At 67.2% G+C, this 22,200-nt stretch carries 23 protein-coding genes, 4 tRNA genes and 3 pseudogenes; 13 read left to right on the forward strand and 17 right to left on the reverse strand.

The features are described 5' to 3' along the window. Positions 1–28: 28 nt before the first annotated feature. From BN6_RS13930 to BN6_RS13945, 4 genes are all read right to left on the reverse strand, one after another. Positions 29–103: transfer RNA gene (locus tag BN6_RS13930), tRNA-Val, on the reverse strand. A 1-nt stretch (position 104) separates the two neighbouring features. Further along, positions 105–176, reverse strand: a tRNA-Cys gene (locus BN6_RS13935). 58 nt (positions 177–234) lie between these two features. After that, positions 235–307 (reverse strand) — tRNA-Gly (locus tag BN6_RS13940). A 144-nt stretch (positions 308–451) separates the two neighbouring features. Continuing rightward, positions 452–877, reverse strand: a complete 426-nt coding sequence (locus tag BN6_RS13945; protein WP_015100287.1) for an SsgA family sporulation/cell division regulator — start codon at positions 875–877, stop codon at positions 452–454. A gap of 244 nt (positions 878–1,121) precedes the next feature. On the opposite strand from BN6_RS13945, the gene BN6_RS13950 reads away from it, so the two are divergent. From BN6_RS13950 to BN6_RS13965, 4 genes are all read left to right on the forward strand, one after another. Further along, positions 1,122–1,760: an RNA polymerase sigma factor gene (locus tag BN6_RS13950; RefSeq protein ID WP_015100288.1), complete on the forward strand. Its 639-nt coding sequence runs from the start codon at positions 1,122–1,124 to the stop codon at positions 1,758–1,760. After that, positions 1,757–2,611 carry an anti-sigma factor gene (locus BN6_RS13955; RefSeq protein WP_041312755.1) on the forward strand — a complete coding sequence of 285 codons (855 nt, stop codon included), beginning with the start codon at positions 1,757–1,759 and terminating at the stop codon, positions 2,609–2,611. Before BN6_RS13950 ends, BN6_RS13955 begins: the two co-directional genes overlap by 4 nt. Positions 2,612–2,625: 14 nt before the next feature. Beyond that, positions 2,626–3,054, forward strand: coding sequence for a TIGR02611 family protein (locus BN6_RS13960; RefSeq protein WP_051075554.1), 429 nt, complete (start codon positions 2,626–2,628; stop codon positions 3,052–3,054). A 48-nt stretch (positions 3,055–3,102) separates the two neighbouring features. Then, positions 3,103–3,174: transfer RNA gene (locus BN6_RS13965), tRNA-Val, on the forward strand. A gap of 117 nt (positions 3,175–3,291) precedes the next feature. On the opposite strand, the gene BN6_RS13970 is transcribed toward BN6_RS13965, so the two are convergent. Next, positions 3,292–4,287 (reverse strand): tyrosine-type recombinase/integrase, encoded by a 996-nt coding sequence (locus tag BN6_RS13970; protein ID WP_231905281.1) that lies wholly within the window; start codon positions 4,285–4,287, stop codon positions 3,292–3,294. Between the two features lie 217 nt (positions 4,288–4,504). Continuing rightward, positions 4,505–4,864 (reverse strand): helix-turn-helix domain-containing protein, encoded by a 360-nt coding sequence (locus tag BN6_RS47790; RefSeq protein WP_197540268.1) that lies wholly within the window; start codon positions 4,862–4,864, stop codon positions 4,505–4,507. Between the two features lie 862 nt (positions 4,865–5,726). On the opposite strand from BN6_RS47790, the gene BN6_RS50190 reads away from it, so the two are divergent. Next, complete coding sequence (locus BN6_RS50190; protein WP_015100294.1) at positions 5,727–6,674, forward strand: cold-shock protein; 948 nt, start codon at positions 5,727–5,729, stop codon at positions 6,672–6,674. A 228-nt stretch (positions 6,675–6,902) separates the two neighbouring features. On the opposite strand, the gene BN6_RS49985 is transcribed toward BN6_RS50190, so the two are convergent. The 6 genes and pseudogenes from BN6_RS49985 to BN6_RS14000 all read right to left on the reverse strand — a co-directional run bounded on the left by BN6_RS49985 (position 6,903) and on the right by BN6_RS14000 (position 9,660). Beyond that, positions 6,903–7,325, reverse strand: coding sequence for a transposase (locus BN6_RS49985; protein WP_015100295.1), 423 nt, complete (start codon positions 7,323–7,325; stop codon positions 6,903–6,905). Between the two features lie 52 nt (positions 7,326–7,377). Beyond that, complete coding sequence (locus BN6_RS49990; protein ID WP_015100296.1) at positions 7,378–7,551, reverse strand: transposase; 174 nt, start codon at positions 7,549–7,551, stop codon at positions 7,378–7,380. Between the two features lie 59 nt (positions 7,552–7,610). Beyond that, positions 7,611–7,694: pseudogene (locus BN6_RS49995) on the reverse strand (IS5/IS1182 family transposase); the annotation flags it as partial. Between the two features lie 53 nt (positions 7,695–7,747). Continuing rightward, positions 7,748–8,431, reverse strand: coding sequence for an integrase core domain-containing protein (locus tag BN6_RS47795; protein WP_015100297.1), 684 nt, complete (start codon positions 8,429–8,431; stop codon positions 7,748–7,750). 537 nt (positions 8,432–8,968) lie between these two features. Continuing rightward, positions 8,969–9,297: pseudogene (locus BN6_RS43645) on the reverse strand (helix-turn-helix domain-containing protein); the annotation flags it as partial. 165 nt (positions 9,298–9,462) lie between these two features. Beyond that, a complete protein-coding gene (locus tag BN6_RS14000; RefSeq protein ID WP_015100299.1) occupies positions 9,463–9,660 on the reverse strand; it encodes a hypothetical protein in 198 nt (65 codons plus the stop codon). Between the two features lie 167 nt (positions 9,661–9,827). Between BN6_RS14000 and BN6_RS41870 the strand changes: the two genes are divergently transcribed. After that, positions 9,828–11,078, forward strand: coding sequence for an NB-ARC domain-containing protein (locus tag BN6_RS41870; RefSeq protein WP_015100300.1), 1,251 nt, complete (start codon positions 9,828–9,830; stop codon positions 11,076–11,078). A gap of 495 nt (positions 11,079–11,573) precedes the next feature. Here BN6_RS41870 and BN6_RS44875 read toward each other — a convergent pair whose 3' ends face one another. Further along, complete coding sequence (locus BN6_RS44875; RefSeq protein WP_051075555.1) at positions 11,574–12,014, reverse strand: hypothetical protein; 441 nt, start codon at positions 12,012–12,014, stop codon at positions 11,574–11,576. A 265-nt stretch (positions 12,015–12,279) separates the two neighbouring features. Between BN6_RS44875 and BN6_RS50195 the strand changes: the two are divergent. Next, a pseudogene (locus tag BN6_RS50195) lies at positions 12,280–12,471 on the forward strand (DJ-1/PfpI family protein); the annotation flags it as partial. A 207-nt stretch (positions 12,472–12,678) separates the two neighbouring features. Here the strand turns inward: BN6_RS50195 and BN6_RS14020 are convergent. Then, positions 12,679–13,086 (reverse strand): RidA family protein, encoded by a 408-nt coding sequence (locus BN6_RS14020; RefSeq protein WP_015100304.1) that lies wholly within the window; start codon positions 13,084–13,086, stop codon positions 12,679–12,681. A 108-nt stretch (positions 13,087–13,194) separates the two neighbouring features. Here BN6_RS14020 and BN6_RS14025 point away from each other — a divergent pair, with 108 nt between their 5' ends. From BN6_RS14025 to BN6_RS47805, 3 genes are all read left to right on the forward strand, one after another. Continuing rightward, positions 13,195–13,701: a MarR family winged helix-turn-helix transcriptional regulator gene (locus BN6_RS14025; RefSeq protein WP_015100305.1), complete on the forward strand. Its 507-nt coding sequence runs from the start codon at positions 13,195–13,197 to the stop codon at positions 13,699–13,701. 194 nt (positions 13,702–13,895) lie between these two features. Next, positions 13,896–14,360, forward strand: a complete 465-nt coding sequence (locus BN6_RS47800) for a hypothetical protein (protein WP_197540269.1) — start codon at positions 13,896–13,898, stop codon at positions 14,358–14,360. Further along, on the forward strand, positions 14,288–14,731 hold the full coding sequence (locus BN6_RS47805) for a helix-turn-helix transcriptional regulator (RefSeq protein WP_015100306.1): 444 nt from the start codon (positions 14,288–14,290) through the stop codon (positions 14,729–14,731). The genes BN6_RS47800 and BN6_RS47805 overlap by 73 nt, the downstream gene beginning before the upstream one ends. Before the next feature lie 890 nt (positions 14,732–15,621). Here BN6_RS47805 and BN6_RS14035 read toward each other — a convergent pair. Beyond that, the gene (locus BN6_RS14035) at positions 15,622–16,317 is read right to left on the reverse strand and encodes a TetR/AcrR family transcriptional regulator (RefSeq protein ID WP_015100308.1); all 696 of its coding nucleotides are present in this window, start codon (positions 16,315–16,317) and stop codon (positions 15,622–15,624) included. A 198-nt stretch (positions 16,318–16,515) separates the two neighbouring features. Here BN6_RS14035 and BN6_RS14040 point away from each other — a divergent pair, with 198 nt between their 5' ends. From BN6_RS14040 to BN6_RS14050, 3 genes are all read left to right on the forward strand, one after another. After that, positions 16,516–17,790, forward strand: coding sequence for an FAD-dependent monooxygenase (locus BN6_RS14040; protein ID WP_015100309.1), 1,275 nt, complete (start codon positions 16,516–16,518; stop codon positions 17,788–17,790). 196 nt (positions 17,791–17,986) lie between these two features. After that, the gene (locus BN6_RS14045) at positions 17,987–19,183 is read left to right on the forward strand and encodes a cytochrome P450 (protein WP_015100310.1); all 1,197 of its coding nucleotides are present in this window, start codon (positions 17,987–17,989) and stop codon (positions 19,181–19,183) included. A gap of 150 nt (positions 19,184–19,333) precedes the next feature. After that, a complete protein-coding gene (locus BN6_RS14050; protein WP_015100311.1) occupies positions 19,334–20,350 on the forward strand; it encodes an NAD(P)-dependent alcohol dehydrogenase in 1,017 nt (338 codons plus the stop codon). Between the two features lie 445 nt (positions 20,351–20,795). Here the strand turns inward: BN6_RS14050 and BN6_RS14055 are convergent, their stop codons facing one another. Together BN6_RS14055 and BN6_RS14060 are read right to left on the reverse strand one after the other, a co-directional pair. Continuing rightward, positions 20,796–21,827, reverse strand: coding sequence for a YncE family protein (locus tag BN6_RS14055; protein ID WP_015100313.1), 1,032 nt, complete (start codon positions 21,825–21,827; stop codon positions 20,796–20,798). A gap of 52 nt (positions 21,828–21,879) precedes the next feature. Next, complete coding sequence (locus BN6_RS14060) at positions 21,880–22,200, reverse strand: hypothetical protein (protein ID WP_015100314.1); 321 nt, start codon at positions 22,198–22,200, stop codon at positions 21,880–21,882.

Below are 22,200 nucleotides of genomic sequence, written 5' to 3' on the forward strand. Positions count from 1 at the left end.
GACCGGGCTTCTGAGCTGCGTACTTCGTTGGTGGACGATACAGGGATTGAACCTGTGACCCCTACCGTGTCAAGGTAGTGCTCTCCCGCTGAGCTAATCGTCCGAGGCGGAGACGGGAATCGAACCCGTGTACAGGGCTTTGCAGGCCCTTGCCTAAGCCACTCGGCCACTCCGCCATGATTCCTGAAGGCTAGCACCAGGACTTCTGGCCTGAGCCCAAGGGGCCCTCTGCCGAGCGGATGACGAGACTCGAACTCGCGACCCTCACCTTGGCAAGGTGATGCGCTACCAACTGCGCTACATCCGCATGCCCCGTGATTTTCCGGACTTCCGGCCCTTTGGGGCTTTCCGTTCCGTCTTCCCCGGTGCGAGAGGAACTTTATTACATCCCCCGCCGTTGGATCAAATCGGGGGTCCCCGCAGCCCCTCGCGGGGCCTGTCACCTGCGCTTTCAGGTCAGATCGTTGGAGATCAGGTGGGTCAGGGCCTCGTCCACGTCGACCCACAGGTGCTCGTTGCCGGGCACCACCACGTCGTACGTGCGGTCCAGGAAGTCGGCCAACTCTTGGGCCGACGCCTCGAACATGGCGTGGCCGGACGGTGAACTCAGTTCGATCACGACGACCTCGGGGTCGTCAGCGGCCGGGCGGATCCGGACGTCGCCGTCTCCCGCGTCGGCGATCAGGCCGTCGGCCAGCAGGTCGCGGGCGTACACCCATTCGACCCAGCCGGCACGTCCTGTGCGGAACGCGGCCACTACTGCGTAGGGATCTTTCGTGTCATAACGAAGCTCCACCTGCACCGGGACAGCCGGGGTCCTGGGTGCCAGCAGGTCGAAGACCGCTGTTGAGCGGAGCGTCACGTGGTCATTGCGCATCGTCGTTACCCTCTTCTCCCTTCCCGGTCAAGGAAACGACCGAGCTCTCCACTTGTGACGTATATGTGGCGAGGAACGCTCGACATCGAGGCATTTGTCACCCGTTCGGGGTCATGTAACTCCTCTGGGCTACCATCTCGCTGCGTTCCGTGTCCACCCAACCCGTGCCGCCCCACATCTTGCTGGGTTTAACCTGAACCCGGTACCGGCTGTTGCGCGAATGTTGGACGTGAGGACAACTCTGGTGGCTGACTCACCCGCTCCGGCGCCCCGACCCGAGCCTGACGGGCGTCCTTCCGACGCGTCGCTGGTCGAGCGGGTTTCCGCCGGTGACCGGGGTGCGTTCGGAGAACTGTACGACCGCTATGCCCGGCCGGCCTATTCGCTCGCGAGGCGAATATGCGTCGATCCGGACCTGGCGGAGGACGTCGTCCAAGAGGCGTTCCTCGCGCTGTGGCGCAATCCCGCCGGCTACGACCGGGCACGGGGTGGCTTCGGCACGTGGTTGATGACCGTGGTGCACCACCGCGCGGTGGACGCCGTGCGTCGGGAGAACACGCAGCGTCGACGAAACGTGCCGCTGACCGACGAGGCGTCCGAACGCAACGTGCCGCCCGCGGACGGTGCGGACCACGCGGCGCTGACCGGCGTCGTGGGCGCCGAGGTACGGGAGGCACTCAAACGGCTTCCCGAGGACCAGCGGCAGGTGATCGCCTTGGCCTACCTGGGCGGCTACACGCAGATAGAAGTCGCGGCCCTGACCGGAATACCCCTGGGGACGGTCAAGTCGCGCACGTTCGCCGCGATCCGCAGGCTGCGGACCTCGCTGCGATCGGTATGGGCCGGGGAGACCGGCGGCGAGACGACGGGAGCACATCGGTGACCGGGGAGCAGAGGGACGAGTGCCCTCAGGAGGAGCTCGCGGTCGGTTGGGCGATGCACTCGCTCGAACCGGACGAGGAGGCGCGGCTGCGCGCCCACCTGCCGGGCTGCGCGCGGTGCCGGCGAACGGTTCGGGCCACCGAAGAGGTGACCGCCGCGCTAGGTGGTTCGGTGCGCCAGTACGAACCGCCGGCCCGCCTGAAGTCGCGTCTGATGGCCGAGATCGAGCACACACCGCAGGAGCACGTCGCACCGGGCCGTCCGTCGGCCCCGTCGGCCCCGTCGGTTCGGTCGGCACCTTCGGTTCCGTCGACGCCTTCGGTTCCGTCGACGCCGCCCGCGCCGGTCCGGCTGGACGAGCGGCGCAAAACCGGCATCGGACGTCGGTTGCTCGCGGCGGCCGCGGTGGTCGTGGCGCTGGCTGCGGTCGGTGTCGCGGGAGTGCGGTACAGCCAGCTGGACGCCCAGATCGCGGCGCAGCAGCAGCAGAACCAGGAGCTGTCCAAGGCCCTGGAACTCGCGGCGAACCCGCGAACGAACCGGGCCGTGCTGCGCTCGCCGTCCGGTGATCCGATCGCGACCGTGCTGTCCGCCGATGCCGAGGCCGCCGTGATGGAGCTGAAGCTCGCGCCGAACGCGACCGACCAGACCTACGTGATGTGGGGCAAGAGCACGCCGGAGCCGGTCGCGCTGGCCACGTTCAGCGTGAAGTCGGGCGCGAACATGCAGTTCCTGAGCTGGACGAGCAACGCGCACCAGCACAAGGTGTTCGCGATTTCCCTGGAGCCCGGCCAAGTTGCACCTGCCAAGCCGTCCGATGTGCTGGCCTCGGGTCAGGTGGGCAACGCGTGAGCGATGATGTGCCGATGACCGCTGAGAAGCGCGACGAGCAGACCGAGCCGAGCGGCCACCGCCACCGGTTCCGCCGCAACCCTGCGCTGAACCTGACCTACCGCATCGGGGTGGGCGTCGTCGGCGGCCTGGTGCTGGTCGGCGGGATCCTGATGATCCCGTACCCCGGGCCGGGTTGGCTGGTGGTGTTCGCCGGGTTGGCGATCCTGGCGACGGAGTTCGAGTGGGCGGGCCGCGTGCTGCGGTTCGCGAAGCGGTACTACGACGCGTGGGTCGAGTGGCTCAAGCGCCAGAACCTCCTCGTGAAGGCGCTCGTCCTGGCCGCCACCGCCCTCGTGGTCGCCGTGACGTGCTGGCTGCTCGGGGCGTTCGCGCTGGTCGGAGGCTGGTTCGGGCTCGACTGGCCGTGGTTGCAGAGCCCGATTTTTGGATCCAAGGGTTGATGTTGTAAGGTATGAGCACACCGCGAGAGCGGGGGAACAAACGAATACGGGCGATTAGCTCAGCGGGAGAGCGCTTCGTTCACACCGAAGAGGTCACAGGTTCGATCCCTGTATCGCCCACAGTGTGTTTTACCAGGTCAACGGCTCGTAGGCGATCTTTGTCTGCGGGCCGTTGATCGTTGCGGGGAGCAATGTGGGAGCGGATGATCTTGACCACCTCCATATTTGCGAAGGTAGTCACGGGTTCGTGCTTCCCGTTTGCTCCCGTGTTTGCTCCCAGCGGTATTGGAGTCCGGCGAGCATGGCATCGATCATGGGTCGGGTGACGTGGGAGTAGACACCCATGACCCCGTGGAACTTGTGGCCGATGCGTTTGTGCTGGAGGACTTCGGGGACGCCGTCCTCGATGAGCCAGGTCTTGTGGGTGTGGCGCAGGTCGTGGAAGTGCATGTCGGGGTTGATCCGCGGTCGGCCGGTGGCGGTGTCGCCGCGGAGCGCGGGTAGCCAGACGCGGCGGCGGAAGTTGGAACGTCGGTGTAGTGCCCCGTCGCCTCCGGTGAAGACGAAGCGGGCGGTGGGGTGGCGGTCGTGGTGGTCGTCGAGCAGGTCGGCCAGGAACCGGGGTAGATGGACGGTGCGGACGCTGGCGGGCGTCTTGGGCGGTCCGAGGGTGAGTTTGCCGCCGACCTCGTGCAGGGCACCGTCTTTGCCGTCGATGCGGATCTCCCGGTTGGCCGTGTCGACCCGTGTCCATTGCAGGCCGGTCAGTTCACCCCAGCGCATGCCGGTGTAGGCGGCTGTGACGATCAGGGCGGCGTTGCCGGGGGACACGCGGTCGGCCAGGCCGGCGATCTGGGCGGCGGTGGCGTGGGGTCGTTCGGGTTGGTCACCGGTGGCGAGGCGGAGTTTGCGGCAGGGGTTGGCGCCGATCAGTTCCTCGTCGACGGCTTCGCCCATGATCCGCGACAGGAGGTTGACCACGTCGTCGACGCTGCGTTCGCTGAGCTCGCGTCGTAGCTGCTTGGCCCAGACCTTGATCGTCATCCGGGTGATGTCGCCCAGTTCGGGGTCGGCGAAGCGGGGCAGGATGTGGTTGCGCAGGTGCGAGTCGTAGGTGGCCCAGGTGACGGCGCTGACGTCGTGGGCCTGGACCCATTCGCGCACCCAGTCGCCGAACCGGGTCTGCGCCAGCCGGGGGTCGACGAACTTTCCGCGTCGCTGGTCGGACTCCACGTCCCGGATCCGGTTCTCCGCTTCTTCGCGTGTGTCGAAGCCGTTCTCGGTGAACAGGGATCCGTCCGGCAACCGGTAGCGCACCCGGAACCCGTCACCGCGTTTCTCCACCCAGCCCATCACGTACTCCTCTTCCTCGGTGTGTCCGTCCGCCGTCGTGGACGACGGCGGACGGACAGTGACGCTCCATATCCGTTGGAGAGCAACCGAAATGTGTTCAGGCCACCCTGCGCCGTAGATGCGGGTCGTGGTTTTCGTGCCCGGTCGCGCGGTCCCCTCGGGCGGGTCGGGATCCCCGTTGGACGATGGAACGCAGGTCCGCGTCGGAGAACCGCAGGTGCTTGCCCACGAACGTGCACGCGATCTCGCGCCGTCCCGCCATCCGACGCAGCCACGACTGCCGCACCGCCAACAGCCGGGCGGCCTCGGCGGGGGTGTGCAACAGCCTGGCCGGGGCCGCGACGACCTCGGTCTCGGGCGAGGTCTCCGACTGCGGTGCCACCGGTTCGGACACGTCGCCGGACACCGAAGATGAAGAGGTAATGGCGAACAGGCGATCACCGTAGGGGTAGTCCACGCGGACCTCCGGGAGTGCAACGGACGCGGACTCCGACGCCGCACCCTGGACACCCCTGAACTCCGCAAAAACGGGCCCGAAGGGACATGCGCAGAACAACTTTTGCTCTTGACCGATACCGACCGCGACCGCACTACCTGGGGGTCAAGGGGTCGCAGGTCCAAATCCTGTCGTCCCGACGGTCTGAAGAAGCCCGCTCGATCTGGATGAAAGCCCAGTTCAGCGGGCTTTTTCGCGCACTCATTTCGATCTTGAGTCGACTGTCCACAGTGGTCTGTACTGGTCGGTAACCGTGCGTTTGGGAGGATTTTGGGAGGATCGGTTTGCGCGGGGCGAAATGGGGTCGCGTTGGCTAAAGCGAATCGTATCCTCCATTCGGGTGTTCTTCCTGGCCGTGGTCGACGCGTGCGGCGCGTTGTCCGGAAGGTCCTGGCTGGTGTTCTCATGGATCGTGTACACGGCACCAGACGCTGCGCAGGTACCCGGCGGGTCGGAGCAGGTGTTCCTAGCGCAGCGGCCGTCTGGGAGGAGCGGGTCACGCTGACGAGCCAGTGAACCGCAGGGCCGCGGCGTCGTGGGCGGTCCTGATTAGTTACGTGATCGACCGAAGCTCGGTCTTGATCGCTTGCTCGCGGCTGAAGACGGTGAGGGCCGAGCTGGTCCGTTGGCTGTTCGTTGGGTGACCACAGTCGATCTTGCGGGCTCTGTATGTAGACCTGGTCTCAAAACTCGGCGTGTCGCTAGGTGAACCAACGGCCTGCCCCTGGCTCCGTACCGCCCGCCCGTGGGCCCGGCCCGACGGACCGGAAGTCCGTCAGAGAGACTGGGGGCCAGTGCCCGCCCTCTCGACCTGGAGCCTTTGATGCCGCAAGGGACCGTCCGTTGGTTCGACGCCGAACGTGGTTTCGGCTTCCTCGCGCCCGAGGACGGCTCGCCGGACGTGTTCGTGCACGCCTCCGAGATCGTCGAGGACGGCGGCGCGAAAGTGCTCCGCGAGGGTCAGGCCGTGGTGTTCGAGGTCGGCGAGAACGACCGCGGGCCCCAGGCGCTGCGCGTTCGTGTCACCGCCGATGCGGCCACCGGCAGCGCCGTGGGCCTGCTCGGCACCGTCAACTGGTACGAGCCGGGCAAGGGGTACGGCTTCGCGTCGCCGGACGGCGGCGGCGCCGACATCTTCGTGCACAGCTCCGCCATCGTGACCGGCGGCGTGGTCACCGAGGGGCAGCGGGTGGCATTCCTGATCGTCGAAGGCGAGCGCGGCCCGCAGGCCGGGCACGTGATCCCGCTGGGAGCAGGGGCCGGCTCACCCGCTGCGGCTGGTATCTCGGACGGTGCCGACGGCACGGTGGCCTGGTACGACGAGGACAAGGGCTTCGGTTTCATCAACCCCGACTCCGGCGCCGGGGACATCTTCGTTCACGCCCAGGCCCTGGCCGAGGGGCTGACGTGGCTCGCGGAGGGCGACCGCGTCGCCTACGAGGTGGCTAGTGGGGACAAGGGCCCGCAGGCCCGCGACGTGCACCTGGTCCGGAGCGCCGAGCCCCAGACGGCGCCGCGGCGGTCGGCACCTGCCGCGGCCGCAGGGCCGGCCGCGCGGGACGTGCCCGTACGAGGCGGCGAGGGCGTCGTCGCGCGCTACGACGGCGACCGCGGCTTCGGCTTCATCACCCCGGACGCAGGCGGCGACGATCTCTTCGCCCACGTGTCCGTGATCATGGGGTCGGAGCCGCTGCAGAAGGGTGACCGGGTCCGGTACGCGGTGCGTCAGAGCGACCGGGGCCCGCAGGCCGACCGCATCGAACGCCTCTGAAGAGGCGGCCCCACCGATGGCTGATCACTTCCCGACGAGAGTGCTCGTTCATCCCCGTCGATGGTGCCGTCAGCAACGCGGCTGCAGCCTCCTCCAGGAGATCGATCTCCCTCGTGGTGACGAGGCCCCGTGCCGACCCGAGGACCTGCTCCGCGCTCAGAAGCTCACCAGTCACCCCACCCAACGACACAGAGCCACCGATGTGTCCCCAACGAGTGAATGGATGCGTTAGACCTGGTCGCAGAGCTCGATCTTTATGAGCCGGCGGACGTTGATCACGGTGCGGGCCGGCGTGGGTAGCGCCGGCGTGGTGCGTTCGGTCCGGTCGTAGCGCAGCCCGAGGCGTTTGAACCGCAGCAGCCAGGAGATGGTGCGTTCGACGACCCAGCGGACCCGGCCGAGGCGGGACTTGCCCTCAATCCCGCGCCGGGCGATACGGACCTTGATACCGCGGCGGGTCATGTAGCGGCGGCAGCGGCGGTAGTCGTAGCCCTTGTCGGCGTGCAACTTGTCCGGTCGGCATCGTGGCCGGCCCGCCCGTGGTGGCCACGCACGGTCGGGTTCGTGTCCGGCAGCGGCTCGAACAGCATGCTGTCGTGGGTGTTTGCCGCCGACAACATGATGTGCAGCGGTAGCCCGTTCGCGTCGCACAGAACGTGGTACTTGGAGCCGGCTTTACCCCGGTCAGTGGGGCTGCGGCCGGTCAGCTCGCCCCTCTTTTCGACCGCACCGACACCGCGTCGATGCAGCCTCTGGTGCAGTCGAGTTCGTCGATGTTGGACAGCTCGTCGAGCACGAGCTGGTGCAGCCGGTCCCACACACCAGCGTCCTGCCACTCACGTAACCGCCGCCACGCGGTGTGCCCCGGAAACCGCATCCGAGCTGCTCGGGTAGGTCTCGCCAGCGGCAGCCGGTGTCGAGCACGAACAAGATCCCCTCTAGCGCGGCGCGGTCATCGATCCGGGGCCGCCCACCCGGACCGCGCGGCGCTGGTCGGGACGGGATCAGGGGTTCGATCAACTCCCAGAGCCGGTCTTCGACCCTGTGCTTGCCGAAAATGTCGTCCGTGCTGGTCAGGCGGCGTGGTGGTACTCGTTGAGGATTCCGCCCAGTCGCGGTCGTCGGCGGATGTCGAGGTGGGTGATGGTTGCTTGATCGGTGGCCGGTTGTGGCAGCGGCTGCAATGGTCGGGCGTTGGCGATGCCTTGGTGGGGTCGGTGGGTGTTGTAGAAGTGCTCGTAGTGGCGTAGTGCGTGGAGTAGGTGCTGTTGGTTCCGGATGAGGGTTCGGTCGAGGAGTTCGTGGCGGCAGCTGCGGATCCAGCGTTCCATGATCGCGTTCATCCGCGGGATGCGGACTCCGCTGAGGACGACCTGGATGTCCGCGTCGGCGAGGACGTCGTCGAACAGGGCTGGGAACTTCCCGTCCCGGTCGCGGATCAGGAACCGCACGTGTCGGCCCTCGTCTTCGAGGTCCATGACGAGGTTCCTGGCGGCCTGGGTGACCCAGGAGGCGGTCGGGTGGGTGGTGGCACCCAGGATGCGGATCCGGCGGCTGGCGTGCTCGATGACCGCGAGTACGTACAGGCGGGTGCCGTTCAGGGTGGTGGTCTCGAAGAAGTCGCAGGCCAGCAGGGCGCTGGCCTGCGAGTGGAGGAAGGCCGACCAGGTCGTCGTGGTGCGTTCGGGTGCCGGGTCGATTCCGGCGTCTTTGAGGATCTGCCAGACGGTGGATGCGGCGATCGTGATGCCGAGCACGAGGAGTTCGCCGTGGATGCGGCGGTAGCCCCAGGTGGGGTTCTCGTGTCAGGCGCAGCACCAAGAGTCGGATCGAGCGGATGGTTCGTGGTCGGCCGGGCCGTTTGGGGCGGGATTTGGCTGCGTGGCGGCGTGCGATGAGGTCGCGGTGCCACCGCAGCACCGTCTCTGGACGGACCAGCAGTCGGAGCCGACGAAGCGTGGCGACGGGAAGTCGGTGCAGCAATGCTGCGAGGAGCGCCCGGTCGCTGGGGGAGAACCGCGGACGGCCATTGCCCGGTTCGCGTTCCAGGATCGTGATGTGGTGCCGCAGCACCAGGATCTCCACGTCCTTGTCCCGATCGCTAAAAGGCAGCACGCGCAGCAATGCGAAGGCGTTGGTCACGCCGAGGTAGGCCAGTCGGAGCAGCACAGCCGGTCATCGTGCCGCGCTGGTCGACGTTACGGCGGATGGCAGCCGTCCCCGTGAGCGCTTGACGTCTCTTGGGCTTGTACGTCCTCTACCTGCATGGATGGAGTTGTCGGCAGGCACAGGGCCAGGTGCCGGCCGACCGTGCGCACCGACACGGCCACGCCTTCTGCGGTGAGTTCCAGGGCGATGCGGCGGGCCGGCCATTTGCGGTCCCGACGCAGCCGCTCGATCCGGACCACCACCTCGCCGGGGTGGCGGTGGGCTGCCGGTGCGGAGTGCTGGGGCGGTCGGCCAGGCCGGCCTCGCCGAAGCGGCGAGGGCGGTTGACCCACTTGGAGGCGCACTGCCGGGAGATGCCCAACTCGGCCGCGACATGGTTGATCGGGCGGGTGCGGCAGCGTTGGACCAGGCGGTGGCGGCCTTCGACGGACAGCGGGGCGTTACGGTGGGGCACGGACGGGTCTTTCCGCTCGGCGGATGTGTTGGTCGCACTTCTCATCCTGCCGCCGAAAGACCCGTCCCCCGTCTCAGGCCCTACCAGCCGTCATCAACGTCATGACCCGCAACAACTAGGGGTGCATGGTCGTGGACGATCGTCGCTGGATGTTCGGATTCCTCATCACTTGTCCACTTGCTGGTCCTCGGCCATGCGGTTGCGGAGCAGGATGGTGAGCACGGAGCGGGCGTCGCATCGTTGTTGTGGAGTGGGGGCGAACAGTGCGGTGAGGGTGGCGGTGGTAACGGTGACTGTGTAGAGCACCGTGCTGATACCTGCGGCGAGGGCTCCGTCGTGTATCAGTGCGAGGGCGGTGGACATCGAGGACTCCCTGACCGTTCGTGTGGGTGGTGTCCTTCGGTTTTCAGGTGTCCGAGGGGTGTCCGCCGAGGCCGTGTTGGTTACGGTTCGATCGTGTGCAGCTCAACGGCGGTGGTGGAGTGTCCGGTCCGGTCCGCATCGTGTCCGGACTCGGACGGTGGTGTGCGATGACGGAGAGCCCGCCCTCTGCTGCCGAGCAGTGGTTCACCGCGCTGGGAGAGCTACGGCAGGCGACTGTCGCCGTCTCCTACACCATGTTGGCGCGGCGAGCTGCTGCCCTTCAGCCACCGCTGAAAATCAGCGGCAAGCGGTTGAGCGACTGGTTCCTCGGCAAGGCGGTGCCTGCCGATCCTGCCATCGTGCGCTTCCTGGTCGAATGTCTCCAACCGCGTGCCAGCAGTGCCAATGGCTACCAGCAGCGTCCGCTCTCGTGGTGGCTGGACCTCCACCAGCACGCCGTGCGGCAGCGGCAGGCCATGCGCGATGATGCCGGGCACAGCGCCTTGCCGAGATCGCAGCGGATGCCCAGGGCATGGCGGGTGCCCACCCGGAATGCCTCGTTCACTGGCCGAGAAGAGGCCTTGAGTACCCTGCGGCTAACATTGCAGACGGGTATGACTCCGTCCATCGCTGTGTTGCACGGAATCGGCGGAGTAGGTAAGACCAGTCTTGCCGTCGAGTACGCCCACCGACACGCTGATCAGTTGGATGTCGTCTGGTGGGTCGACGCGGAGGAACCTGCGTCGGCTGTTGACCAGATCGCGGCGCTGGCCGTCGAACTGGGCGTCACGTCCGAGCACTACATGGCCAATCGTGGTGCCGCCGAGGCTCGCAACTGGCTGCAAGGCCATGTTCGTTGGCTCGTGGTCTTGGACGACGTACCGGGTCCCGACTTGGCCCACGAGCTCATTCCGGCCGGACCGGGCCGGGTACTCATCACCTCCAGGGACACTCGATGGAGCACAATTGGGTCGGTGATTGACGTGGACGTGTTCTCCCGTGGAGAGTCAATCTCTCTTTTGAAAAGCCACAACCCTGCTTTGAGCGATTCCGACGCGGACCGCATCGCTGCGGCCGTCAGCGACCCGCCCTTGGCCGTGGCGCAGGCGGCGGGGTTCATCAGTGAGACCGGGATACCAGCCAGCGACTACATCAGCGAGCTGGAGACGCACGCGAAAGATCTGTTGGCCGAGGGTCGTCCCCCGACCTATCCGCAGTCGGCGGCCTCGGTCGTGACGCTCTCCGTCGAGCGGCTGACCGGAACGGACCAAGAGGCTCTCAAGCTGCTGCACGCTCGATCCAATCGAATGGCGCGCGCGGGACGCTCCTGCGGAGCACGGTGCCCTTCTGTCGGGTCTCGATGGTTGCCACCCCTGCCGACCGCTGTCCGCTCGGTCGCTGTCATCGGAATTCGATGAAGTAATCGAACCTCGTCGGGTCCAGACCTTCCGCAGACATGTTCATCAATCGGCTGAGACTTTCCCCGACGACAGGAAATGAATCCCCCTTGAGGTTCGGATAGTCTCCAACGAGAGACTTGACGGTGGCTGAATCGATCTCTGCGGGTAGCTCCACCTGTGACACGAAGGCGTCGTCCGAAATATTATACGCCATGAGAACCCAACTCAACGTCCACACTCCCTCCCGGGTGCAAGTCCCTTGGGTTGACCCTTTTGTCAGTGCGCATCTCGCCAGTGTTGGTCGGTACCCTAACCTGTGTGTCGACGGTTGTCGCGAGATTTTTCCGTGCTCTCATCCTGCTCGTCCGCGCATCTCGTGACCTGCGGGCGGAACTCCGAGAGAGTTCTACCAGGTCAACGGCTCGTAGACGGTCATCGTCTGCGGGTCGTTGATCGCGTATGGGAGCAAAATGGGAGCACGCGATCTTGACCTCAAATGCTGCTCCGAAGAGTTCACACCATTCTGCTCCCATATTGCTCCCACCTGAGCTGCAGTGCTTCGAGCATGGTGTCGATCATGGGTCGGGTGACGTGGAAGTAGACGCCCATGACGCTGCGGAACTTGTGGCCGATGCGCTTGTGTTGGAGGACTTCGGGGACGTGGTCTTCGATGAGCCAGGTCTGGCGTGCGTGCCGTGACATCCGAACAGGAAGAGCACTCATCCCACCGGTCGCGAACATGTCCGGCTGGTTCGGGTCGATGATCGGTCCTCCGGAGGAGTGCTTGAGGATCAGGTACCTGCGCTGATTCAGCCATACGTTCCTGTCACCGCACTGGGTCTGGAAGCCGTTGACGTTGTCCGCTTCATGGGAAGGCGGTCGGGCGAACCTCGCCCAGTTCCCGGAAACCCGAGCGGCAGCGATTGTGTGACCGAGCAGACGGCTCGAGATCACGGTCCACGTGGATCGACCGTACCGCCGTGCTGGAAAGAACACCAGGAAAGACGTCCGTTGTGAGGCCAGGTCGTGGTGTCCGAAGGCGTTGAGGGAACAGGACTGCATCGCACCGGGCGAGGTGCTGGAATCGCGGGGAGGGTTTCCGGCGGCGGTGTCCGGACGAGCCTGATGACGACGGAGGAGCCCGCCGGGGTCACGTGCGCGCGGCACCAGGTTCGACGTCGAGAACGTCTGGTCGCTCGGTGACGCAGGCGTCGTCGTGGTGTCGGGCGGCGGTTACAACCGCGACGACGGGTCCGGCGTGCGGAAGGTCCTCGCGGACGAGGACTTCCTGCGCCGGCTGGCCGCCGCGCCGGTCCTGCCGGTCGGCATCTGCACCGGCGTCATGGTGCTGTCCGCCGCAGAGATCACCCGTGTCCGCAACACGACCACGCACCACGCCGCGAAGGCGAACCTCGCCGCCCGGAACGCGACGGTGATCAACGCACGCGTGGCCGACGACGGCGAGCCGATCAGCGGCGGCATCACCTCGGGGCTGGACGTCGTGCTGTGGCTGGTCGAACGGTTCCCCGGTGTGGCCGCCCACCAGGTGGAGACGGTGATGGAGTACGAATGCCGGGGAGCCCTGTGGCGCTGGTGGTTGCTGGCGTGCCGCTTGTGGTCAGTCGACGACCGCAGTGACCTCGGCCTCGACCAGGATGCCCGGCTCGAAGAGGATCTCGACGCCGATCAGCGCCGTAGGCGGGGTCGCCGTGATGCCCAGTTCCGTCGCTGCCTGCTCGGCGCCGGCGAGGAACGCGTCGTACATCTTCCGCTTCCAGCCGGCCGCGTACCAGGTGAAGCGGACGACGTCGTCGAACGTCGCCCCTGCCGCCGCCAGTGACTTCGCGACGTTGCGGTACACCTGCGCGACCTGTCCTGCCAAGTCGCCGGGCGCGACCAGCTCGCCGTTGCCGTCCCAGGCGACCTGGCCGGCGACGTGGATCTGCTTGCTGCCGGTTGCCACGGCCACGTGGTGGTAGAGCGGCACCTGGACGTGTCCGTCGGGGTTGATCAGGGAAACCGTCATGACTGCGCACTCCTCAGACCGTAAGTTGGGATGACTTCACCCTTGAAGTCATCCCATGATGCAGTGACTTCAAGGGTGAAGTCAAATCGGTCCCGGTAGGGTGTCCCGGTGTCCTCAGAACGGGAAGCCGACCGAGACGCTTCGACGGAGCCGCGCTGGCTCGACGCCGCCGAGAAGGAAGCGTGGACCGGCCTCATCTCGATGGCGCTGCTGATGCCGGGCCGCTTGGAAGCGCCCCTGCACCAGGAGTCCGGCCTGACGCTGTTCGAGTACATGACGCTGAGCCAGATCTCCGAAGCACCGGGGCGCGTGATCCGCATGAGCGAGCTGGCCTACCTGACCAACGGCTCGCTGTCCCGGCTGTCGAACGTCGTCAAACGGCTCGAACAGCGGGGCTTGGTGACGCGCTCACCCGACCCGGCGGACGGCCGCTACACACTCGCCACCCTCACCAGCAGCGGTTACGAACTCCTCGTCGCCGCCGCGCCGGTGCACCTGCGCGCGGTGCGGGAGCTCGTGCTCGACCCGCTCAGTAAGGCCGACCGGCGGGCGCTGGCCCGCATCGCCGCCAAGCTCCGCACCCGTCCGTCGGACTACCACCAGGACGCGCGTTGAGACTGGCTGAACCGCTCACGGTGCTCGTGGAACTCCGCATCCCGTCGTAGCTCGGGGGAGGAATCCCGGCAACAACAGATCGAGAACCTGCTCTCCGCCATGCCGGACTCCACCGCCAGCCTCTCGCCCCGGCGCTGCCCGCACTCATCGCCGAGGCGAAAGACGACGCCGGCACTCTGACCGCGCTCGCCATCGTGGCCTGGATCCCGGACCAGACCGCCTTGGCCGCCAAGACCTTTGACGAGGCGTGTGCTCATGCGCTCGATGTGACGGCGCTCGCACTGCTTGGCGAGCCGGCCGACGTCCGACACCGCGCCGAGCAGGCACTGATCCTGGCCGACCCTCTGGAAAGCCGCTCCGTCGCGGTCTTCGTACGCCGTGCCATTGGCCTAGCAGCCGCGGCCCAGGGCGACTACGCCACCGCCTATGTTCAATTCCGCTCCGCTTTCACCGACGACGGCGAGCCCGTCCATTGCGACGTCTCGCACACCGTCCTGGCCGAACTCGCTGCTGCAGCCGTCCGCCGAGGAAGGCAAAGGACGCCGCCGAACTGCTGGAGCGATCGACTCGGCGCCTGGGTACGGCCATGTCGGCACGGATTACCGCACTGCTCGACCGAGGCCGCGCCCTGCTCGCAGACGAAGCCCGGCCGCTGCTGACCGCGGCACTCGTCATCTTCCAACGACTCGGCACGCAGTCATGGATCGAGCGGACGAAGGCAGAACTGCGAGCCGCCGGCATCGAGGCCGCCGACAGCGTGGTGCCCAGTGCCTTCACCGAACTCAGCCCTCAGCAGCAGCAGATCGTTCAGCTCGCCGCCCACGGCCTGACGAACCGTGAGATCGGCGAAAAGCTCTTCCTCTCACCGCGCACGGTCGGCTCCCACCTCTACCGTGTGTTCCCCAAACTGGGCATCACTGCCCAGTCGCAGCTCCGCGACGTGGTCGAAGGGTCTGCCCGGCCCGGTGTGGGCCCCTTCGGGTGCGCGGAGATGGGTGGAATCGACCAGGGCGGCGGACAGGTTCAGTAACCCTGCGGTGCGCAGTTCGGCGAGCAACCGCTCAGGCAGTTGCTGCCAGACGCCAGCCTCATGCCACTCGGTCGACCGCCGCCAGCAGGTCGCGCCCGAGGCGCCGAAACAAGGCTGTGGGCAGCCGGTTCCAGCCGATCCCGGTGCGCACCGCATACAGGACGCCCTCCAGCGCGACTCGGTCGTCAACACGCCTGCGACTCGGATAGCGGAAATGCCCGGGGGCATCGGGATCAACGGTTCCAGCCGAGCCCACAGGTCGTCGGCCAGGACCTCAGCACGCACGCCATGATCTTGAAACGCCCTGCGCCGCTGGCAAAGCCGACACGCCGGCTCTCCTGCGGAACGAGGGCTGGTGGCGTGTCCTCGTCGGAAAGGTGGTCAGTCTCGTCGCGCAGAGCGATGACGGTGGTGCCCGGCCGACGCTGTACGCGGCCGTCCGGGCGGCAGCTATGCGGCCCCCGGGCGGTCCTGCAGGTGTGGGGGCGCACCGAAACTGGTCGGCCGCTCGGCGAAGGCGCAGGGCGCTGAGGTGGCCCGCCGCCTATGGGAGCTTTCCGATGAGTTGACGGGCGTTGCTGCCTTGCCTCGGCGTTCTCTCCAGGCACGCGCGGACACCTGAACCGGCGCCGACGGCTGTTACGAAGGACCCGGACAACAGCGGAGGCGCGTACGGCCCCTCGCCGGTCATGCCGTGCATCATCGGGATCAGTGTGGCCGCTGCGATCGCGGTCTTCCCTCACGACGGGAAAAGTGCGGGGCGGTTACGCACCAGGCGTCATACCGGGGAGCCGGCAGGGGGTGGACGGGGCCTGTCTCGCTGGTGTGGCAACACGATGGCGGGACCTTGGCGGTGAGGTCGCGCCGCCCGCGGTCCCACCCGGGGCGGCTTAGGCGTTCGCCGCTTCGAGGATGGTGGCGGAGGTCGTGAACACCTGAAGGACCTCGGCCGCGACGGCGTTGGCGTCCGTCGTGGCTTCGTTCTCAACGCCTAGCAGTGCCGCTACGGCGGCCGCGAGGACGTCCTCGGGCGGCATGGTGGTGCTGGGGCTGATGTGCTTGCGCACCCGCATCTCCAGGTGCCCGAGGGTAAGGCTTTGCAACGCGTAAGCCTGGTCGTCCAGTTCCCAGTCCGTGCGAACCAGGCCGTGCCGACGCCAGATCGGCAGAAGAGCTTTGATCAGGGCCGGCGCCCCGTGCTGCTTGACCAGATCCTGACTGCGGGGATGGTCGATGACGAGACCGAGCACGTCGGCGTCGTTTGCTTGAAGAGCCCGGACCAGGGGCCTTTCGAGCGCGGATCGGACGAGGTACGAACAGAGCCGGTGCGGCAGGGTGAGCTCGATGTTCCGCGTCGCCGCCTCGCGGAAGCCGTTGATGAGTGTGAGGACGTCGCGGGTGAGCAGTTCGAGGAAGACGTCTTCCTTCGTGCTCCAGTACAGATAGACCGTGCCCTTACCGACGTGCGCGCGTTCCGCGATATCGGCGATGGTGACTCCGCGAAAGCCGCGCTTCAGAAGTAGCTCCTCGGCGGAAGCGAGAATACGCGTGACCTTCTCCGCACTTCGTCCCGCGCGTGTCACCATGTGTCGTCAACTCCGATTCCGCCCCATGTAAGCGTCGCCTGTGCTCCACGCAAGCGACGCCCTGACGTGCTCGTCATACCACATTCGCAGCGCGGCGCCTCGTCCTGCGATCTGAGTGGATGTCCCTGCCCTGTGCGCGCACACCCCGACGGGTCAGCCCGCGAACTCTCAGTGTGACCTACGTCATGAACTGACTGTATGACGCATCCGGTCAGTTGGTCATACGCTGGTGGCATGACTTCATCGGCCGACACCCCCAAGGCCCTGGTCGTCGGCCTCGGGATCAGTGGCATCTCCGCAGCCATCGCGCTGCGGAAGGCGGGCTGGACTCCAGTCGTGATCGAGAAGGCGCCGGGCCGGAGGCGGGGCGGCTACTTCATCGGCCTGTTCGGTGTGGGGCGCAACGCGGCGCATCGGTTGGGAATCTCGCACGGGCTCGAAGACCGCACCCCGGCGAACCGGATCACCTACCAGCTGGACCGGAAGGGCGGCAAGCGGCCGACCACGGGGTTCTCGGACCAGCCGGGAGGCCCGGCGCTCATGGTGCGAGGCGATGTGGAGCAGGCGGCGTTCGCCGCGCTGGATCCGGACATCGAGGTCCGCTACTCGACCGTGCCCGTCGTGATCCACCAGCATGCCCGCGGTGTCGCGGTCACCACGCGCAACGCGGTGGACGGGACGGAGCGCACCGAGCGCTTCGAGCTCGTCATCGGGGCGGACGGCCTGCGCTCCACCGTGCGCAAGCTGGTGTTCGGGCCGGATGAGGACTACCTGCGCCGGCTGAACTACATGATCGCGGCCTACCAGCTCCCGGGCGACCTTCCTGGTCTCGCGCCGGGTGAAGGGGCAACCTTGGCCGAGCCTGGCCGCTCCTTCTGGCTGTTCCCCTTCACCGACCAGCCGCCGGCCGTGCTGTTCTCCTACCGGACCACCAACGTCGACGCGGAGTTCGCGATCCCGGCGGCCCGACGCATCCGCGAGGTCTACGGGCCAGAGCCCCTGGGGTCGACCTTGGAACAGGCCGTGCGATTCCTGGAGGACACCGACCAGTACCTGTTCGACTCGGTCGAACAGGTACACCTCGACTCCTGGCATCGCGGCCGCGTCGTGCTCGTCGGCGACTCCGCATGGTGCGTCACCCTCTACGCGGGCATGGGCGTGTCCAACGGGATCGCCGGCGCGGAGCTCCTCGGGACGATGCTCACCCGCTACCCGGAAGATCCGGGGAGGGCGCTGCTCGAATGGGAGAAGACGACGCGTCCCTACGTGGAGTACTTCCAGACCTTCGCATCGCGCGGTCGATTGATCTTCACTCCGGCCAACCGGCCGGAGGCCGTACTCCGATCGGCGATGCTGCGCCTGGCGCGCTCACCGTTGGCCGGCACGGTGCAGCGGCTGGTCGGCGTGAACGGCAAAGCATTCACGATGCGCAACGCCGACCTTGAAGAGGCCGCCCGTCTGATCAAGCGCTGATCGCGGACATGTGACGGTTGATCCGCGGCGTGGGTTGTTCACCGAAATGGCCCGGCTCGCCGAGAGCGGCAAGCAGCGGCCCGTTGTGGACACGGTTCATTCCCTTTCGGGCATCGCCGTTGCTCATCGAGCCCTGGAGCCCGTGGTGCGGGAAACACATCATCGAGATCGATCGATCTGTTGAGGAGATTGACACATGACGGTGACCGGGCAGCATCGGTACGCTTTCCCGCTCTCGCGCTCCTGTCCGTTCGCTCCGCCGCCGGAGTACCGCGAGATCCGCGAGGAACACGGAGTGGTCAAGGTCGACCTGCCGTTCGGCGGGTGGGCCTGGGTCGTGTCTCGCCACGAGGACGTGCGGCGAGTGCTGGGCGACCGCCGGTTCAGCTCGAACCGCCTGCACCCCGACTTCCCCGTCATCGCACCGGGCGGACTGTCCGACGAAAAATCCATGATCATGATGGATCCGCCGGAGCACGGACACGCTCGGCGCGCCGTGTCCGGCGACTTCACGGTTCGCCGCGTGGACAAGCTTCGACCGCGGATCCAGCACATCGTCGACGAGCACGTGGCCGGTCTGCTGGCCGGACCGAAACCGGTCGACCTCGTCCTCGCGCTGGCGTTGCCGGTGCCGTCCCTGGTCATCTGCGACATCCTCGGCGTTCCCCATGCCGACCAGGACTTCTTCCAGCGCAACACGGCGAAGTTCCTGCTGCGGGGGACACCGTCACAGGAACGGGTAGCCGCATTCGGCGCGATCAGCTCGTACCTGGACGAGCTGATCGGCACGAAGGAGACCAACCCGGACGAACAGCTGCTCAGCCGTCAGGTCCAGCGGCGCAGGACCGACGGCGGCTACCGACGCGAGTCATTGGTCGCGGAAGCGTTGCTGCTCCTGGTCGCCGGGCACGAGACAACCGCGAACATGATCGCGCTCGGCACTTCGGCCCTGTTGGAGAATCCCGACCAGCTCGCCATGATCGTCGCTGATCCGGCCAAGACGCCTGCTGCTGTCGAGGAGTTGCTGCGGTACTTGACCATCGTCGACATAGCTGTGACGCGACTGTGCGTCGAGGACTCCGAGATCGGCGGTGTGACGATCCGTGCGGGCGAAGGCGTGCTGGTTCTGGGCCACGCCGCCAACAGAGACCCCGCGGTGTTCGACAACCCGGACGACCTGGACCTCGAACGCGGCGCCCGTCACCACGTCGCATTCGGCTACGGCCCTCACCAGTGCCTGGGCCAGAACCTCGCCAGAGCGGAACTTGAGATCGTCTTCGACACCCTGTTCCGCCGAATTCCCACGCTGGAACTGGCCAAGCCGATCACGCACGAGACACTCAAGAACGACTCGGCCGTTTTCGGCCTCCACGAACTCATGGTCACCTGGTAGAAGACGACACCCACGAGCCGTCCCGAACGCCTGACCCGATGGCGGTTCACCTGGTCGGCCCGCCGGTCCGCATCTTGTCGCGCGCAGGCTTCGTGACCAGCTCGATCCACATCGCGACCACCCCGGACAGTCGTCCGAGAGGAGCTATTCATGACCCCCGTGGACCATGATCAGACGGCGGAGAGCGAGATGCGTGCAGCGCTTTTCGACCGCTACGGCCCGCCATCGGTGCTGTATGAGGCCAAGGTGCCCATTCCGCGCCACACATCGAAAGAGATCAGGGTGCGCGTGCATGCCACGACCGTCAACGGTGGCGAGCTCGCCGCTCGCGCCGGAGAACTGAGGCTGTTGATGGGGCGCCGGTTCCCCAGGTACATCGGCATGGATTTCGTCGGCGAGGTCGTGGACGTCGGCAGCTCGGTCACCGATGCCCGGAACGGCGAATTCGTGTGTGGCGTGCTGCCACGCTCCACCGAGCTGATCGGACGAAGGGGAAGTGCGGCGGAATACGTCACCGTCAAGCCGAACCGGGTCACCCGGAAGCCGCGGAACCTGACGTCTGTCGAGGCTGCTTCCATACTGGGCGGAGGCACCACGTCGATCACCGCGTTGCGCGATGTCGCTCATCTCCAGCCGGGCGAACGCCTGCTGATCCGCGGGGCCAGCGGGGGTGTCGGAAGCATGGCCGTTCAGATCGGCAAGGCGTTCGGTGCGCACGTGACCGGCCTGGCCGGAAAGTCCAATCTGGACTTCGTGCGCGATCTGGGCGCTGACGAGGTCTTCGACTACCGCACGACGCAGCCTGGGCAGCTTGGGCGCTTCGACGTCGTGCTGGACACCGTAGGCACAGATCACGCCACCTACCGCCGGTTGTTGACCCGAACCGGCCGCATGGTCGCCATCGCGTTCGACACATCACACCTCGTCCGCAGCGTCGGTTACCTGCTGGCGTCCACTGTGCACGGTTCCAAACGAGTCCGTTTCTTCAGTGGCAACCCACAACGCGAGTTGTTCGCCGAACTCGTGCAGCTGGCCGAAGACGGCGAGGTACGCCCGGTCGTGGATACCGTCCACCAGCTCTCGGACATCGCAGCGGCACACGCGGCGCTCGAAGCGGGCGGCGTCCGGGGAAAGCACATCATCGAAGTCACGCCACACCCAGAGTGACGATGAGGACGGGTCGGCGCCGATCGGCAAGACCAACGAGGCGGGGCCGGTCCCCGGCAGTTCGCTGACCGAGAAGTTCAGCACCGGCGAACAAGACCGCGGTCGCAGGGAAGAGCGTGGCACCGCCCTTGCCGGTCAGTACGCGATGCTTGGGCCCGCGACGCTGGCTCCGGAAACCAGCCGAGGCGTCGATCGACGGCGCAGTACTGGTGGTGGTCGCCGACGAGGAGGACGTGGCGGTCGACGTTCCGCCACCGCACGCGCCGACGAGCAGGGCGGGAGCAGTTCTGTTCACGCACCGCAGCGCAAGTGGCCGGCGTCGGCCGTCCGGCCTCGGCGCGGTGGCACCAGCCTCGGCCACGACCGCCGTCAGGCGTCGAGCGGCCGAACGCCCGCACCATCGCGGGTGCGGGCGTTCGGCTGCCTCCTCGGGTGGGCCGGCTCATCACCCGACCGGGTAGCGCTCGACCTCCAGGCGCGGCTGCGGGTCGTTGTTGTGCCGGGTGACCACGAACAGCGTCCGCTGGTCCGCCGACCACGCCAAGCCGCGCGGCTGCACCGTCTCGCCGCTGTCCAGCGAGACGGTGTTCACCGGCGTCGCGCCGCCGACGCGGTAGACCAGCACGTCATTGGCGTCGCCGGTCAGCGCTCCCGCGGCCACGTACGCGCTGTCCGGCGACAACGACACCGCGGCCGGTCGGGGTCGGGTCGCGTACGCACCCCGGCGCGCCAGGTCCGCCGTCGCGAACGCCTCCACCCGGTCACGGGACCCGGCCGCGCTGAACAGCGTCGCCCCGTCACCGGTCACGTCGAGGTCCGTCAGCCCGGCGCCGACCCCGTCGCCGGACGTCCCGGCGGTCAGCGCTCCATCCGAGACGGTGTAGACCTGCACCGTCGACAGGCTCAACGACAGCTGCCCGGCCACCAGCGGCCCCGCCGCGGCACCGGAGGAGGCCAACAGCGGAGCCCGCTGGAACCGCGGCGCGCCCTGCTGCTCGCCCTGCACCGGCTCGGCCGCCGCCGGGTCCAGCTTGCCGATCTTGCCCGACCAGTTGCCGTCCGCGCAGCCGTACCCGAACCACACCACACCACCCGTGCGGGCCAGGTGCGTCGGGCACGTCCCCGCTCCGGTGGCGTACCGCGCGGTCTCGGCCAGGGTCGACGTGTCGATCACCGAGATGCCGTCGCCCGCGGACAGCGCCACGAACAGCCGCGTGCCGTCCGCGCTCAGCTCCAGCCCGTCCGCGCCCGGCTGGTTCTCGACCACCGTGCGCACCCGGCCGGAGAAGTCGGTCACCGCCACGCCGTTGGACGACGCGCCACCGGAGATGAACACCCGCTGGCGCGCGCTGTCGACCGCCACGTCGCCGAAACCCGACAGCGGCAACGCCGCGGCCGCTGACGCCGCCGGCGCCATCACCATCGAGGCCACCGCCAGCACGGCGACCCCGAGACCCGCAGAAGCAGTCCGCCTCATCTTGCTCCCCCTCGTCACTGACACGTTCCGCCCCGTCACCACGGGGACACGATCACCACGTGACCCTCTTGAGCAGGTACAGATCCGGTGCGCCCGCGAGCTTCCCCACCAGCTCGTCGCCCCGCTCGGTCTCCTCGATCTCGACGATGACCGCGTGGCCCGCGAACTCCGGGTAGGTCACCTCGCCGTCACCGTCCTCGACGGAGTTGTCGACCACCTTGATCTCCTCGTCCAGCTCCGTGGTGACGGTCAGGTACCCGCCACCGAAGTACGAGCTCTCGTGCGGTTCGAGGGCGACACCGAGCAGGCGGTCCACCTGCCCGCCCACCTCGTCGATGCTCGCGTTGCCGGATCCGCAGATGATTGTTTCCAC

It is taken from the genome of Saccharothrix espanaensis DSM 44229, assembly GCF_000328705.1.
In the GTDB taxonomy this organism is placed as follows: Bacteria; Actinomycetota; Actinomycetes; order Mycobacteriales; family Pseudonocardiaceae; genus Actinosynnema; species Actinosynnema espanaense.

Coding starts and splice junctions, on each gene's coding strand:
- BN6_RS13945 (WP_015100287.1), bottom strand. CDS start 877: ATGCGCAATGACCACGTGACGCTCCGCTCAACAGCGGTCTTCGACCTG.
- BN6_RS13960 (WP_051075554.1), top strand. CDS start 2,626: ATGACCGCTGAGAAGCGCGACGAGCAGACCGAGCCGAGCGGCCACCGC.
- BN6_RS50190 (WP_015100294.1), top strand. CDS start 5,727: ATGCCGCAAGGGACCGTCCGTTGGTTCGACGCCGAACGTGGTTTCGGC.
- BN6_RS49990 (WP_015100296.1), bottom strand. CDS start 7,551: ATGCGGTTTCCGGGGCACACCGCGTGGCGGCGGTTACGTGAGTGGCAG.
- BN6_RS14000 (WP_015100299.1), bottom strand. CDS start 9,660: ATGTCCACCGCCCTCGCACTGATACACGACGGAGCCCTCGCCGCAGGT.
- BN6_RS41870 (WP_015100300.1), top strand. CDS start 9,828: ATGACGGAGAGCCCGCCCTCTGCTGCCGAGCAGTGGTTCACCGCGCTG.
- BN6_RS14020 (WP_015100304.1), bottom strand. CDS start 13,086: ATGACGGTTTCCCTGATCAACCCCGACGGACACGTCCAGGTGCCGCTC.
- BN6_RS47805 (WP_015100306.1), top strand. CDS start 14,288: ATGTCGGCACGGATTACCGCACTGCTCGACCGAGGCCGCGCCCTGCTC.
- BN6_RS14035 (WP_015100308.1), bottom strand. CDS start 16,317: ATGGTGACACGCGCGGGACGAAGTGCGGAGAAGGTCACGCGTATTCTC.
- BN6_RS14040 (WP_015100309.1), top strand. CDS start 16,516: ATGACGCATCCGGTCAGTTGGTCATACGCTGGTGGCATGACTTCATCG.
- BN6_RS14045 (WP_015100310.1), top strand. CDS start 17,987: ATGACGGTGACCGGGCAGCATCGGTACGCTTTCCCGCTCTCGCGCTCC.
- BN6_RS14050 (WP_015100311.1), top strand. CDS start 19,334: ATGACCCCCGTGGACCATGATCAGACGGCGGAGAGCGAGATGCGTGCA.
- BN6_RS14055 (WP_015100313.1), bottom strand. CDS start 21,827: ATGAGGCGGACTGCTTCTGCGGGTCTCGGGGTCGCCGTGCTGGCGGTG.